General features: G+C 50.2%; 15 protein-coding genes and 1 tRNA gene. 8 read left to right on the top strand and 8 right to left on the bottom strand.

Annotated features, from left to right (window positions below; translation table 11 throughout):
- Positions 1-86: 86 nt before the first annotated feature.
- Both lpxH and ppiB read right to left on the bottom strand, forming a co-directional pair.
- Positions 87-809, bottom strand: coding sequence for a UDP-2,3-diacylglucosamine diphosphatase (gene lpxH, locus OGX66_RS10790; protein WP_048216735.1), 723 nt, complete (start codon positions 807-809; stop codon positions 87-89).
- A gap of 2 nt (positions 810-811) precedes the next feature.
- The gene (gene ppiB, locus OGX66_RS10785) at positions 812-1,306 is read right to left on the bottom strand and encodes a peptidylprolyl isomerase B (protein ID WP_003021875.1); all 495 of its coding nucleotides are present in this window, start codon (positions 1,304-1,306) and stop codon (positions 812-814) included.
- 173 nt (positions 1,307-1,479) lie between these two features.
- Between ppiB and cysS the strand changes: the two genes are divergently transcribed.
- On the top strand, positions 1,480-2,865 hold the full coding sequence (cysS, locus tag OGX66_RS10780; protein WP_081366017.1) for a cysteine--tRNA ligase: 1,386 nt from the start codon (positions 1,480-1,482) through the stop codon (positions 2,863-2,865).
- Between the two features lie 91 nt (positions 2,866-2,956).
- Here cysS and OGX66_RS10775 read toward each other — a convergent pair whose 3' ends face one another.
- The 3 genes from OGX66_RS10775 to folD form a co-directional block, all read right to left on the bottom strand.
- Positions 2,957-3,481, bottom strand: coding sequence for a metal-dependent hydrolase (locus tag OGX66_RS10775; RefSeq protein WP_003835753.1), 525 nt, complete (start codon positions 3,479-3,481; stop codon positions 2,957-2,959).
- Between the two features lie 125 nt (positions 3,482-3,606).
- Positions 3,607-3,819: a ribosome-associated protein YbcJ gene (ybcJ, locus tag OGX66_RS10770; RefSeq protein ID WP_003021885.1), complete on the bottom strand. Its 213-nt coding sequence runs from the start codon at positions 3,817-3,819 to the stop codon at positions 3,607-3,609.
- A gap of 1 nt (position 3,820) precedes the next feature.
- Positions 3,821-4,687, bottom strand: a complete 867-nt coding sequence (folD, locus tag OGX66_RS10765; RefSeq protein ID WP_003021887.1) for a bifunctional methylenetetrahydrofolate dehydrogenase/methenyltetrahydrofolate cyclohydrolase FolD — start codon at positions 4,685-4,687, stop codon at positions 3,821-3,823.
- A 571-nt stretch (positions 4,688-5,258) separates the two neighbouring features.
- On the opposite strand from folD, the gene fimA reads away from it, so the two are divergent.
- The 6 genes from fimA (at position 5,259) to sfmF (ending at position 11,328) form a co-directional block, all read left to right on the top strand.
- On the top strand, positions 5,259-5,813 hold the full coding sequence (fimA, locus tag OGX66_RS10760; RefSeq protein WP_003835752.1) for a type 1 fimbrial major subunit FimA: 555 nt from the start codon (positions 5,259-5,261) through the stop codon (positions 5,811-5,813).
- 77 nt (positions 5,814-5,890) lie between these two features.
- The gene (fimI, locus tag OGX66_RS10755; RefSeq protein WP_003847496.1) at positions 5,891-6,424 is read left to right on the top strand and encodes a type 1 fimbrial protein subunit FimI; all 534 of its coding nucleotides are present in this window, start codon (positions 5,891-5,893) and stop codon (positions 6,422-6,424) included.
- 41 nt (positions 6,425-6,465) lie between these two features.
- On the top strand, positions 6,466-7,158 hold the full coding sequence (fimC, locus tag OGX66_RS10750) for a type 1 fimbria chaperone FimC (protein WP_003835750.1): 693 nt from the start codon (positions 6,466-6,468) through the stop codon (positions 7,156-7,158).
- 7 nt (positions 7,159-7,165) lie between these two features.
- Positions 7,166-9,787 carry a fimbrial biogenesis usher protein gene (locus OGX66_RS10745; RefSeq protein ID WP_088902636.1) on the top strand — a complete coding sequence of 874 codons (2,622 nt, stop codon included), beginning with the start codon at positions 7,166-7,168 and terminating at the stop codon, positions 9,785-9,787.
- Positions 9,788-9,791: 4 nt separating this feature from the next.
- Complete coding sequence (gene fimH / locus OGX66_RS10740) at positions 9,792-10,799, top strand: type 1 fimbria D-mannose specific adhesin FimH (protein ID WP_088902635.1); 1,008 nt, start codon at positions 9,792-9,794, stop codon at positions 10,797-10,799.
- Between the two features lie 34 nt (positions 10,800-10,833).
- The gene (sfmF, locus tag OGX66_RS10735) at positions 10,834-11,328 is read left to right on the top strand and encodes a fimbria assembly protein (protein WP_085951539.1); all 495 of its coding nucleotides are present in this window, start codon (positions 10,834-10,836) and stop codon (positions 11,326-11,328) included.
- A 49-nt stretch (positions 11,329-11,377) separates the two neighbouring features.
- Here sfmF and fimZ read toward each other — a convergent pair whose 3' ends face one another.
- From fimZ to fimW, 3 genes are all read right to left on the bottom strand, one after another.
- On the bottom strand, positions 11,378-12,010 hold the full coding sequence (gene fimZ, locus OGX66_RS10730) for a fimbria biosynthesis transcriptional regulator FimZ (RefSeq protein ID WP_003021902.1): 633 nt from the start codon (positions 12,008-12,010) through the stop codon (positions 11,378-11,380).
- A 587-nt stretch (positions 12,011-12,597) separates the two neighbouring features.
- Positions 12,598-13,320 (bottom strand): fimbria biosynthesis regulator FimY, encoded by a 723-nt coding sequence (gene fimY, locus OGX66_RS10725; protein ID WP_088902634.1) that lies wholly within the window; start codon positions 13,318-13,320, stop codon positions 12,598-12,600.
- Positions 13,321-13,705: 385 nt separating this feature from the next.
- Positions 13,706-14,299 carry a fimbria biosynthesis transcriptional regulator FimW gene (gene fimW / locus OGX66_RS10720; RefSeq protein ID WP_044699458.1) on the bottom strand — a complete coding sequence of 198 codons (594 nt, stop codon included), beginning with the start codon at positions 14,297-14,299 and terminating at the stop codon, positions 13,706-13,708.
- 253 nt (positions 14,300-14,552) lie between these two features.
- On the opposite strand from fimW, the gene OGX66_RS10715 reads away from it, so the two are divergent.
- Positions 14,553-14,629 (top strand) — tRNA-Arg (locus OGX66_RS10715).
- Positions 14,630-14,639 lie beyond the last annotated feature (10 nt).

Below are 14,639 nucleotides of genomic sequence, written 5' to 3'. Positions count from 1 at the left end.
TTTGTAAGCTCCCGGGGACTCACAGATTTGCCGCCTCGATGCAACTCGGATAGTTTTGTGTAAAGAGGAACTGGATATCTGCAGAATTAAAACGGAAACGCGATTAGCTCAACGTCGCTGGGCGTGACTTTCACCATTGAGCCTTCGGTATGCCATGCGCCTAATACCACGCGGAAAGCGGGTTGCTCATTGGCCGTGAGTTCGTGGACAGCCGGACGGTGTGTATGTCCGTGAATTAACCACTGGACCTGATGTTTTTCCATCTCGTTAATCACGGCCTGCGGATTCACATCCATGATTTCCAGCGATTTACTGCTGTTAGCGGCTTTACTGTTGGCGCGCATTTTTGCGGCAATGCGCTGGCGAACAAACAGGGGCAGGGCGAGAAACAGCTTCTGTAGCCAGGGTTGATGTACTTTGGCGCGAAACGCCTGATAGCCTGCGTCGTCGGTGCATAAGGTGTCGCCATGCATGATCAGCACCTTGCGGCCATACAAGTCGAGCACTTTTTCTTCGGGAAGCAAGGTCATGCCGCTCGCACGGGCAAAACGTTTACCGAGCAGAAAATCACGGTTGCCGTGAATAAAAAAGCAGGGAACGCCGGAATCAGCCAGTGATTTTATCGCTGCGGCCATTTCATGATGCAGTGGATTCGGGTCGTCGTCGCCAATCCAGGCTTCAAACAGGTCGCCGAGAATGTATAGCGCATCGGCATTGCGTGCATCGCCGGCTAAAAAACGCAGAAAACCGGCGGTGATCGCCGGTTCTTCTGTGCAGAGATGAAGATCTGCAATAAACAGTGTCGCCACGATTACTCGCTGACGGTCACGTTTTCGATGATAACGTCTTCTTTTGGCACATCCTGGTGCATACCGCTGCGACCGGTGGATACGCCTTTGATTTTATCAACCACGTCCATGCCTTCAACAACTTCAGCGAACACGCAGTAACCCCAACCCTGCATGCTTTCACCGGAGAAGTTCAGGAAGTCGTTGTCAGCAACGTTGATGAAGAACTGTGCGGTTGCGGAGTGCGGAGCCTGAGTACGCGCCATTGCCAGCGTACCACGGGTGTTTTTCAGACCGTTGTTCGCTTCGTTTTTGATCGCTTCTTTTGTGGCTTTTTGCTTCATGCCTGGCTCGAAACCGCCGCCCTGGATCATGAAACCGTTAATAACACGGTGGAAAATGGTGTTGTTGTAAAAACCTTCGCGGCAGTAGTCCAGGAAGTTTTTAACTGTTTCAGGCGCTTTATCATCAAACGTTTTGATTACGATATCGCCGTGATTAGTGTGGAAAGTAACCATTTTTGCATCCTGTTCCGATAGATTGGTGCTTCGACCCCGTCAAGGGTCAGAGTTAGGGGTGTGTTATAGCATAACCGCAAGCTGTGATCACCTCGCAAAGTGTGCTGCTTCCGGTCTAAATTATGGGTATTATACAGACTTTACTATCCACACACGTCTACACGGAATCTTCGATGTTAAAAATCTTTAATACACTGACGCGCCAAAAAGAGGAATTCAAACCTATTCATGCCGGGGAAGTCGGCATGTACGTGTGTGGTATTACCGTTTACGATCTCTGTCATATTGGCCACGGACGTACCTTTGTTTCTTTCGACGTCGTCGCGCGCTACCTGCGCTTCCTCGGCTATAAGCTGAAGTATGTACGCAACATTACCGATATTGATGACAAAATCATCAAGCGCGCGAATGAAAACGGTGAAAGCTTTGTCGCGTTGGTCGACAGAATGATCGCGGAAATGCATAGCGATTTCGATGCGCTGAATATTCTGCGCCCGGATCTGGAGCCGCGCGCTACGCACCATATCGCTGAAATTATCGAAATCACTGAGCAGTTGATTGCCAAAGGTCACGCTTACGTTGCTGATAACGGCGACGTGATGTTCGACGTGCCGACTGACCCGAACTACGGTCAGCTGTCACGCCAGGATCTGGATCAGCTGCAGGCGGGTGCTCGCGTTGACGTGGTTGATGTGAAGCGTAACCCGATGGACTTCGTGCTGTGGAAAATGTCCAAAGAAGGCGAGCCGAGCTGGCCGTCTCCATGGGGCGCAGGTCGTCCGGGCTGGCACATCGAATGTTCGGCGATGAACTGCAAACAACTGGGTAACCATTTCGATATTCACGGCGGCGGTTCGGACCTGATGTTCCCGCACCATGAAAACGAAATCGCGCAGTCCACCTGTGCGCATGACGGTGAGTACGTTAATTACTGGATGCACTCCGGGATGGTGATGGTTGACCGCGAGAAAATGTCTAAATCGCTGGGCAACTTCTTTACCGTGCGCGATGTGCTGAAATACTACGACGCCGAAACCATTCGCTACTTCCTGATGTCGGGTCACTATCGTAGCCAGCTCAACTACAGCGAAGAGAACCTGAAACAGGCGCGTTCTGCGCTGGAGCGTCTGTACACTGCACTGCGCGGTACCGACAAAGCCGTTGCCCCTGCGGGTGGCGAGGCCTTTGAAGCACGTTTCATTGAAGCGATGGACGATGACTTCAACACGCCGGAAGCTTACTCCGTGCTGTTTGATATGGCGCGTGAAGTTAACCGCCTGAAGGGTGAAGATATGGCGGCGGCTAACGGTATGGCTGCGCATCTGCGCAAGCTCTCCAGCGTGCTGGGACTGCTGGAACAGGATCCGGAAGCGTTCCTGCAAAGCGGGGCGCAGGCGGATGACGGTGAAGTTGCTGAAATTGAAGCGTTAATCCAACAGCGTCTGGATGCGCGTAAAGCGAAAGACTGGGCGGCGGCTGATGCCGCGCGTGACCGTCTCAATGAGATGGGCATCGTGCTGGAAGACGGCCCGCAGGGCACCACCTGGCGTCGTAAGTAACGCTCTATATTGCCGGATGGCGGCTTACGTCTTATCCGGCCTACGATGGAATGATCGGTAGGCCTGATAAGCGTAGCGCCATCAGGCACTATTAATGACGTTTGTACCACCACAGCACACCCATCATCATAACGGCCGGCAGCCATACCCACATCAACTCCGAAGTTATTACCTGATGCCCATACGGTGTGGCGTAGCGTGATAGCGCAAACGGGGCGACTTTAATCACCTGCCACGGTGCAAAGAAGCGTTCATCCGACCACGGCCACAGCCAGCCGACGCCTTTGCCGCCTGTCGTAACGGAATCCAGCAGACTGTGTGACAGCAGTGAAACCGTCAGGAATAGCCAGCAGCGAATCAATCCCGCCTTAAACCATCGTCGGCCAATCAATACGCAGAGCAGCGGTACCACGAAGGCGAACAGCAGTGAGTGGGTAAATCCCCGGTGGCCAAACACATTGCCATAGGCGACACCGAACTTAAATGACAACACATCGGCATCTGGCAGCATAGCCAGAACGACGCCAGCAAACAGTAATCGTGGGGGGATGACTTTAAGTCCGAGACCTAACCCTAAACAGAGCGGAACGGCTGCGTGGGTAACAATAGTGGGCATGATGATCGCTTCGTGTGGAAAAACAACATGCTAACAGTTCACTGTGAAGCGGGGATGAAGTCATTATCTGAAAACGAGAGGGAGAAGTGGCCGGATACGGTGTTTACCTCATCCGGCACTTAGGGTCATGCCACGACGCTAATGCTGTGACCTTCAAAGCTCACGGTCTGTCCGGCAACGATTTTGCAGCGTTTACGCGTTTCAACAACACCATCGACCTTCACCAACCCTTCGCCAATAGCAATTTTTGCCTGGGCGCCGCTTTCGCTCCAGCCTTCCAGCTTCAGCAGATCGCAGAGTTCAACATGCGGGTGTTTACCCAGTGAAAATGTGGCCATCTTAAACGTCCTTTACATCATGATATTCAACACACGCCTGCAGCGTGTTTTCGATAAGTGTGGCGACCGTCATTGGGCCTACGCCGCCGGGGACCGGCGTGATATATGACGCGCGTGCGGCAGCATCTTCAAAGACCACATCGCCAACAACCTTACCATTCTCCAGACGGTTGATGCCGACATCAATCACAATCGCACCTTCTTTGATCCACTCGCCAGGAATAAAGCCCGGTTTACCGACGGCAACAATTAGCAGGTCAGCATGCTCAACGTGGCGACGCAGATCTTTGGTGAAGCGATGGGTAACGGTGGTGGTGCAGCCAGCCAGCAGCAGTTCCATGCTCATTGGGCGACCGACGATGTTTGAAGCGCCAATAACGACCGCATTCAGGCCGTAGGTGTCGATGTTGTAACGCTCAAGCAGGGTCACGATACCGCGCGGGGTACAAGGACGGAGGCGCGGCGCACGCTGGCACAGGCGACCGACGTTATACGGATGAAAACCGTCAACGTCTTTATCCGGTGCAATGCGCTCCAGCACTTTAACGTTGTCGATACCGGCAGGTAACGGCAGCTGTACCAGAATACCGTCGATGGTGGTATCTGCATTGAGCGTATCGATCAGCTCAAGAAGCTCCGCCTCGCTGGTGGTTTCGGGCAGGTCATAGGAGCGGGAGACGAACCCCACTTCGTCGCAGGCTTTGCGTTTACTCGCGACGTAAATTTGCGAAGCCGGATTGCTGCCTACCAGCACAACAGCCAGGCCTGGGGCGCGTAATCCAGCCGCTAAACGCGCCTGAACTTTTTGAGCAACCTCAGAGCGCACCTGCTGCGCAATCGTTTTACCGTCAATAATCTTTGCTGCCATCAGAGAGAGGATTCCGTCTGTTACGTTAAATCGAAGGGGATGCCACTATTTTGTCAGAAGCGGGACGTGCTGTCAGTTTTCGTTTGCGTTTTTATGTGGGCCAGGGCCATCACGGTCTGTAAATGGTGTCAGCACAAAGGCTGAAGCCTTACGAATAAATAGTAAGCATGCTAATTAAAATTAACGTGAATGAAACATCTCATCACCCTGGGTTCTTTATGGGTAATGCTTCATAATCCAGACTGTTACGTACTATTACGGCGGCATTTAGGTAATATTAACCAAGACTTTTCTTAGATCCCATTAAGAATTAGCCAGGGCTATTAAAAGGATTTGCAGGTATTTTTCATTAATTGAAATGTTTAATTTATCGCTGTGACGAATAGTCATATTCGCGAAGGATAATTAGTAAATCAAATACTCAGGAGAGTCGGGGTAAAAGGTTAGCTAATTCTCTTGCGATATATATCTTTACAGGATGCAGAGATAATTAGCCTGACATTTAATGTCGATAATGAAAACGGATCCCGCAGGATGCTGGAGCCGGATGTGTGTAATTCAAGGGAAATCCATGAAACGTAAATTAATGACCTCTTCTGTTATTGCCAGCCTGATGTTAGTCGCAGGTGCTGCGGTTGCAGCCGATCCGGTAAGCGTGAGCGGCGGTACTGTGCATTTTGAAGGTGAACTGGTCAATGCAGCCTGTGCAGTCAGTACTCAGTCATCCGATCAGGTTGTTACCTTAGGCCAGTATCGTACTGCCAGTTTTGCCGCAGTAGGTGATACAACGGCACAAATTCCGTTCTCCATCGTGCTGAACGACTGTGACCCGAAAGTTGCCGCAACCGCAGCTGTGGCTTTCTCTGGTCAATCCGATATTACCAACAACAATCTGCTGGCTGTCACTTCTGCAGATAACGGTACCACTGCCAGCGGTGTCGGGATTGAAATTCTGGACAACACGTCCACCGCGCTGAAGCCAGATGGTGCCACCTTCTCTACCGCTCAGGCTCTGGTAGAAGGGACCAACACCCTGCGTTTCTCTGCACGTTACAAAGCCACTGCCACCAGCGCTACGCCGGGTCAGGCAAATGCCGACGCGACGTTCATCATGAAGTACGAATAAGCCGTTTTGATTTGCGCAAGGATGACGTTCGCCTCACTGGATGAGGCAATTTCCGGGGATGATGAAGGATGCGGCAGATGATAGGGAAAGGCGTGGCGCTGGCGGGAATGCTGTGCGTACTGCCTGTGTTTGCACATACGGTAATACTGGAAAGTGGCCGCCTTCACTTACGGGGGCAGCTCGTCAATGGTGCCTGCACGGTCGCTACTGACAGCCAAAATTTGCGGGTGCAAATGGGGCAGTATCGCACCAATGCTTTCTCCGGGACGGGGAGCTTTGCCTCTACCAGCGTGCCGTTTTCACTGCGCTTAACGTCATGCAGCTCCGATGTTTATGACCACGTTGGGATTGCGTTTGCAGGCGTGACGCCAGCGGAAGATCCGCAGGTTTTCCTTGCCAGTGGAGATGCGTCTGCGGCTTCGGGGATCGGCCTGGCGTTATTTGACCAGCGCCAACGGCAAATTATTCCGAACGCGCTGCCGCTTCATTATGCGCCGATTATAACGCAAGAGATGACGTTTCATTTCACTGCTCGTTATCGGGCTGTCTCGGAAAATATAACGCCGGGAACGCTTCGTTCAGACGTGTGGTTTACGTTGGTTTATCCCTGATTTATTTCCCAACGATAATCACACCAAAGGTATTTGTAGCTATGTTTAATTATCTAAAATCAGGTTTTATCCTTTTACTGTTCTTATTTCCTGTTGCCAGTGTTCAGGCTGCCGGAGGCATTGCATTAGGCGCTACCCGAGTTATTTATCCAGCCGATGCCAAACAAACGTCACTGTCTATTAGCAATAGTGATACCAAAGAACGTTACCTGGTCAATTCATGGATTGAGAATAGCGCAGGTGTTAAAGAAAAATCGTTTGTGGTTACGCCTCCGTTGTTTGTCAGCGAGCCCAAAAGCGAAAACACGTTGCGTATTATCTATGCAGGTGTTCCGTTGCCCAAAGATCGTGAGTCGCTGTTCTGGATGAACGTAAAAGCCATTCCGTCAGTCAATAAAAACAGTCTTGAGGGCAAAAACGTTCTGCAACTGGCGATTCTGTCCCGCATCAAGCTTTTCGTCCGTCCGAATAATTTGCCGCAAATCCCGGAAGATGCCCCGGGGATGCTGACGTTTTCCCGTTCCGGCAACCACCTGAAAATTAACAATCCGTCAGCGTATTACGTCACGTTGGTCAATCTCAACGTGGGGAAAACGAAGGTCGATAACGTGATGGTTGCACCGAAAAGCGATGCGCAGGTTCTGTTGCCAACAGGCGTGCAGGGCAACGTTACGTTCCAGACGGTCAATGATTATGGCGCTGTGACCCCGGCCCAAACGGTTAGCGTGCGTTGAGATAACGATGAATAAGACAACGTATTTTCCTGGCCTGTTTCCGGGGGTTACGCCACCGCTGGCGGGGGTGGCGTTGTCCACGCTGGCGGCGCTCTTTCCCTCTTTAAGCCATGGTGAAAGCTATTTTAATCCGGCCTTTTTATCTGCGGATACGGCAACCGTGGCGGATTTATCACGTTTTGAGAAAGGTAATCACCAGCCTGAAGGTGTTTATCGCGTGGATATCTGGCGCAATGATGAGTTTGTGGCTACTCAGGATATTCGTTTTACGACCAGCGCGGGTAAATCCGGGGAGAAGTCCGGTGGGCTGATGCCGTGCTTTGGGCTCGACTGGGTGAAGCGCCTTGGCGTCAATATCGCCGCGTTTCCGGCACTCAGTAAGGATGCGAACGATACCTGCATCAATCTACCTGAGGCGATTCCAGGCAGCGAGATTGCGTTTGATTTTTCTACCCTGCGACTAAACGTCAGCCTGCCGCAGGCGTCGATGTTAAACAGCGCGCGTGGCTATATTCCACCGGAAGAGTGGGATGAAGGCATCCCGGCCGCGCTGGTTAACTACAGTTTCACCGGCAGTCGCGGGAGTGATACGGACAGCTATTTCTTAAGTATGCTCAGTGGCCTGAACTATGGCCCCTGGCGCTTGAGAAATAACGGCGCATGGAGCTATTCCAAAGGTGACGGATATCACTCACAAAGCTGGAAAAACATCGGCACATGGCTTCAGCGCGCGATTATCCCGCTGAAGGGCGAGCTGGTGATGGGTGACAGCAACACCGGCAACGACGTTTTTGACAGCGTCGGATTTCGCGGGGCGCGGCTCTATTCCTCAGACAGTATGTATCCCGACAGCTTACAGGGCTACGCGCCTACCGTTCGCGGTATTGCGCGAACAGCGGCAAAGCTAACCATTCGTCAGAATGGCTATGTGATTTATCAAAGCTATGTTTCACCGGGCGCTTTCTCGATAACCGATCTCAACCCGACGTCATCCAGCGGTGACCTTGAGGTGACGGTGGACGAAAAGGACGGCAGCCAACAGCGCTATACGGTGCCGTACTCCACGGTTCCCTTGTTACAACGAGAAGGGCGTTTCAAATATGACGTGGTCGCAGGGGATTTTCGCAGCGGCAATAGCCAACAATCTTCTCCATTCTTTTTCCAGGGAACATTAATTGCTGGGTTACCAGAAGGCTACACCGCTTACGGCGGTACGCAGTTGGCCTCACGCTACACGGCGGTGGTTTTAGGCACCGGCCGAAACCTGGGGGACTGGGGGGCGGTTTCTGTCGATCTGACCCATGCCCGCAGCCAACTGGCGGATGACAGTACGCATCAGGGGCAGTCATTGCGTTTTCTATATGCGAAATCGCTGAACAATTTTGGCACCAACTTTCAGTTGTTGGGATATCGCTACTCTACGCGTGGTTTCTATACCCTCGACGATGTGGCGTATCGCAGTATGGAAGGCTATGAGTACGAATACGACAGCGAGGGCAATCGCCACGATGTGCCCGATGTGAAGAGTTACCACAACCTGAGCTACAGCAAAAAGGGCCGTTTCCAGATAAACATTTCGCAGAATCTGGGGGATTACGGATCGCTGTATGTCTCGGGTAGTCAGCAAACGTACTGGAATACCTCAGACACCAATACCTGGTATCAACTGGGCTATGCCAGCGGCTGGCAAGGTATTAGCTATTCACTCTCCTGGTCGTGGAATGAATCGGTTGGCATCTCCGACACCGACCGTATTGTCGCGTTCAATATGTCAATACCGTTCAGCCTGCTGAGCGGACGGCGCTACTCGAGAGATAGCGCCTTCGATCGCACCTACGCCACCTTTAATGCTAACCGTAATAGCAATGGACAAAACAGTTTGCAGAGCGGGATCGGCGGTACGTTGCTGGATGGACGCAACCTGAGCTACAGCGTGAATCAGGGGCACAGCAGCACCAATGGTTACAGCGGAAACGCCAGTGCCAACTGGCAGGCGGCCTATGGCACGCTGGGCGTGGGATACAACTACGATCGCGATCAGCATGACTACAACTGGCAACTCTCTGGCGGCGTGGTGGGGCATGCGGATGGCATTACGCTCAGTCAGCCTCTGGGTGATACCAACGTGCTGATTAAAGCGCCTGGCGCACAGGGTGTGCGGATAGAAAACCAGACCGGCGTTCAAACCGACTGGCGTGGATACGCGGTGATGCCGTATGCCACCGTCTATCGCTATAACCGTGTCGCGTTAGACACCAATTCCATGAACAACAATACCGATGTGGAAAATAACGTCAGCAGCGTAGTACCAACGCAAGGGGCGCTGGTGCGAGCTGCGTTTGATACACGAATCGGTGTGCGGGCGCTGATTACCGCCAAACATGCCGGTAAACCCGTGCCGTTTGGCTCTATTGTGCGGGAAAACACCAGTGGCGTGACCAGTATGGTGGGCGAAGACGGACAAATTTATCTCAGTGGTCTGCCGCTAAAAGGCGAGTTGCTGATCCAATGGGGGGAAGGCGCAAACGCTCGCTGCGTGGCGCGCTATGCCTTGCCTGAGGAGAGTCTGAAACAGGCGGTGACGCTCACGAACGTGACGTGCGAATCTCCAACGGCACGACAGGAATAATACGATGAAAAGACAAACGCGTTTGTTACTGGGAAGCGCTTTACTGCTGATGGCACATTCGTCATGGGCGACGGTCTGCCATAACTCGAATGGCACGCCAACGGATGTTTTTTACGATTTGTCGAATGTCTTTAACAGCAGCAACAACCAGCCGGGACAGGTGGTAACGTTACCGGAAAAATCGGGCTGGATTGGCGTGAATGCCACCTGTCCGGCCGGAACGTCGGTGAATTACACCTACCGAAGCTATGTCACTGAACTTCCGGTGCAAAGTACCGAGGGCGGTTTTCAGTATCTGAAGCTCAATGACTACCTGCTGGGAGCCATGAGCATCACCGACAGCTATGCCGGGTTGTTTTATCCTCCGCGTAATTATATCCGCATGGGGACTCACCCCAACGTATCGAAACAGCAGCCTTTTGGCGTAATGGATTCAAAGCTGGTGTTTAAACTCAAAGTGATCCGCTCGTTTATTAACATGGTTCCGATTCCGCGGCAGACGATGTTCAGCGTCTATGTCACGACCAGTACCGGAGATGCGCTAAGCACGCCGGTGTACACTATCAGCTACAGCGGTAAGGTGGAGGTTCCACAAAACTGTGAGGTGAACGCCGGGCAGATTGTTGAGTTTGATTTTGGCGATATTGGCGCATCGTTGTTTAGCAAGGCGGGGGCAGGAAACAGGCCCGAAGGCATTAATCCGCAGACCAAAACCGTGGCGATAAAATGCACCAACGTCGCCGCACAGGCCTACTTGACCATGCGTGTAGAGGCTGAGAAAGCCACCGGACAAATGATGGTTTCTGACAACCCGGATTTAGGTTTTATCGTCGCCGATAGCAGTGGTAACCCGCTGACGCCTAACAATTTGTCCAGCAATATCCCATTTCAATTGGATGATAACGCTGCAGCCAGGGTCGGTATTCGGGCATGGCCGGTCAGCGTGACGGGGAATAAACCTACCGAAGGGCCTTTTACGGCTCGTGGTTATCTGCGAGTGGATTATGACTAACAAGCAAACGCCATTCGCAGGGGCGCTTCTGGCGATGGTGTCCCTGCTAACATTCAGTTCGTTGGGCCATGCCTCCTCGTCGCTGGGGGAAATCAATATTGAGCTGCGTGGCAACGTGGTGGACTTTACCTGTGCGGTGATTGCCAGCGACAGCAATAAGTCGGTGGAGTTGGGGACCTGGCCGACAAAGCAGCTTCAGACCAGCGGAGATACCACTCAACCGGTCGCGTTTACGCTGAAGCTTGAAGGTTGCCCGCCGGGATCCGCATCGATAACGTTTTCCGGTACTCCGGCTCCGGGCACGACGCTGTTGGCGCTTGATGATGCGGTCATGGCGCAAAAGGTGGCGATTGAACTGCACGACAGCGATCGTACGCGATTACCGCTCGAACAGGCGAGCCAGGCCGTGGGGATTGATGAGAACGGCAATGCCACGCTGACCTTTTTCGCCAACTATATCGCGTTAGCCGATGGAGTTCAGCCTGGCGTCGCCAGGGCTGATGCCACGTTTATGATTAACTATAACTAATCAATAAGCTGACAAAACGCTCCCGAACGACATCTCGCCGGGAGTGTTATTACATTAACTCATGCATTTTTGCATAATCGATCAGCTCAACGATGGTGTGCAACCCGAGCTTGGAGTAGATATTCGCCTTGTGAGCGCTAATCGTTTTATTGCTGAGTAACAACTGTTCAGCAATTTCCTTATTGGACAGACCGTTTGCCAGATAACGCAAAACCGTAACCTCGCGGTTAGAGAGCGGCATGTCATTCAGCACACCTTTTTGTGCGTTTATATTGTTAATGAAATTAAGGGTGTCCGACGGGAAAAAAGAATATCCCGATAAAATCATTTTTACTGCATTGTAGATATCATTGAGATCCTTTCGTTTACTGACAAAACCATTTGCACCGGCCCGGATAGCACGCCCGGCATAAAAAGACTCCGATTTGGAAGAGAGAAACAGCACCCGAGTTTTCTCCTGCAGAGACTTTATTCTCTTGAGTAATGTAAATCCATCCGAACCAGGTAGTTCAATATCCAGGATGACAAGATCGACCGGGTATGTGCGCAAGTGTTCTATTGCCGTACGGCTGTCGTCGGTTTTCAATACTACCTGAATATTACTGTTTTTCTCGAGTAGTACTTCTATCGACATTCTGACAATAGGGTGTTCGTCCATAATGATAACGGATGCTGGTTTCATTGTTGTATGCCTCAAACTGTTTGCGTATCTTGCGAATTTGATAAAACATCAGGCGTTATAATATTGTCAAATAGCCAAGAATTGTTCTGCGGGAAAACCGAATAAATATTATTTCATCCTTGTTTATTCGGTTGTTCTTCTGCAGAACAATGAATTTGTGGAAAATCCATTTCACACCGGGAAAACTAACAATTAATCAGGAAGCTGTGGGGATTATACCTGCTCTGTTCTTTCGGAAAAGACTTACAACATCCCGGTTGTTAATGTCAGTTAGGATATTCTGAAAGACCCAGATGTGTTAATGACTATTGGTATTATTTATCTGCAGTTCGAATTATGGCAGATTGAAAATTTTTTTTAAATAGTAAAAACGATACAATAAACCAATTGTTTAGGTTTTGTTAAGACTGCAATTAGGCTTTTTTATATTGAAATGCACAGAATCAGTAAGGTTAAGTGTGACAGTGGCACCAGTCATAATACCAGGAATAGTTGTAAATATTAAATATTTGTAAAAATTAGATCTTTTTTCTTATTCAAAAATAAGTAGTTTCCTAAAAAATCTTATCGTACATAGGGTTATGGTGTTAAATTAAATGAAGAGAGGTAACGTTGAGGCGGTGTATCAGATGCAAAAAGCGTTGTCTGCTGGGTAACCCCAGGCGCGTAATCAATTGGTTCAGGCGATAGATGATACGGTGGTAGGGTTGTGTTTGTAACAATGCAATCTTTTTTAAGGAGTTACCTTGTAAAAGTAAGGCAATCATCTCCCAATCGAGCTGATTTATGCGTCTGGAATGAATATAGTCAGGAACCGGCGATAATAAGGCGTGACGCACCTCAGGAAGGCGTAAATTACGTGATAAGATATAAAATGGCCCGGATAGTGAAATAAAGGTAGTCAGGTCTTCATCACGACTGGAAAGCATTATGAAGATCTGGATGTCATTACGCTGCTTAATTAGCTGGCGCAAACGTTCAAGTATATCGAAATAGGGGTGTGTTAAGCTTTCTATGTCAATCACTAACTGGCTAATTACTGGTTCCTGCATGCTGGGTAAGGCCGACTCAACGCTCTGGAAGACCGCCGTACGTGTGCCTGAGAATAAATGTCGACTTAACGCATAGGCCAGGTAGTAGTCTGTTGTAATTATCGCCTGAGATATAGTGTCGTCCGGTAATGTGTATTCGAGTTTTTGCGCCAGATACTCGAGCCTGTCAAATACTTGTGAGGTACAGTGGGGATATTGCCAGGTACAGTTAGTGTTTCGTATGCGGCGATAGCGGTCCCGGCGTTTTGCGCTGTGCATCCTTTTCCATTCCATTTCTGTTGCGGCAGGTCTGGATAAATTGCTGACTATAAACATCCCTGACCCAAATTTTTGCCAGCGTAAAGGTCAATGTCCTTGTGCCGTTGGGTTTCAGTACTTCAACAATCATCAGACTGGCAATTGCGTATCCCATCAGAATAATCTGCCGGAAGTTTTCTGATGTCTTACTCAATGCCCAAAAGATCGTTTTATCCAGTTCAACCTCTCTCTGATATTAGATAAAATATTACCGGGTGTGTCTTTCTGTTACCCCGGAAATAGTATGGCTGGATTATTCTGGCAGTCTGCGGATAGGTACAGTAGGAGTCGATACTTAATCGAGGATGAGATATTTCTCAATAAAAATTAGGCAGAGATACCCCGTCTAATTTTGTAGAAAATTCAGATGGGCGCGGATGTATCTTAAGAATTGCTGATCGTTTTTCACATGCAGCTTTTTCATTATGCCGCGGCGGGTCGCTTTGGCCTGAAGATCGCTTATTGAGAGTAGGTGAGCCGTTTCGGCTAAGGTATATCCGCTGGCGAGAAACATTAAGAACTTGCGTTCGTCGACAGAAAAGTTGCGGGTAGTGCAGTAATGGCAGATAGTTGCAGGCACGTTGTTGCGCAGCGCACGTTTTTGCAGGATGGGGACTAATTTTTTAGTCATTTCCTCAACGTCATCTTCCCGATAGATCAGCGGCAACATGTACAGGCAGGGCCGGAACATCAGCTTATCTTTATCGTTTCTGTTGCAGATGACTACCCGGTGTTGGCGGCGGGTATGGATCGGAATCTGATAGCAATCGGCGCTGAGCCAATCTTCATCCAGGGAGATAAACGCGATGTCAGCGCGATCGATATTCTCGACAGGTAAAAAGCAGATCTCCTGATGCCACTGATTTGACAGATGGGAGATGATGATTTTCAGTCCATGTTCGAAGTGACTGTTTTCTTCCTTGATGGCGATACTTAACATTAAAGAGTTCCTGAACCACTGGAGGGGTAAGGGAATGTTAAGCAAAATCATAAATATTCTAAATACATGTATCCTTAAATCTGGCGTTTCGTGGGCTGAGTTGTTACCAGGTGATTTCCTGGATACCCTTGAACAAGCAGAAAAAATCAACATTCGTACACTTCGCCAGCAACTGAAATAAAAGGCATTGACTCAGCAGGCGCTGACCGTATAATTCACGCGTTTCATCTGCATGAAGTAATCACTTCGCAATGCGCCCTTAGCTCAGTTGGATAGAGCAACGGCCTTCTAAGCCGTAGGTCGTAGGTTCGAATCCTACAGGGCGTACCATTCAAAGTTA

Origin of the sequence: Citrobacter sp. Cf072 (assembly GCF_030334485.1) — a bacterium.
GTDB classification, from domain to species: Bacteria; Pseudomonadota; Gammaproteobacteria; order Enterobacterales; family Enterobacteriaceae; genus Citrobacter; species Citrobacter freundii.
The sequence above is the reverse complement of the archived record's forward strand: the minus strand, read 5'-3'. Positions and strand labels throughout refer to the sequence as shown.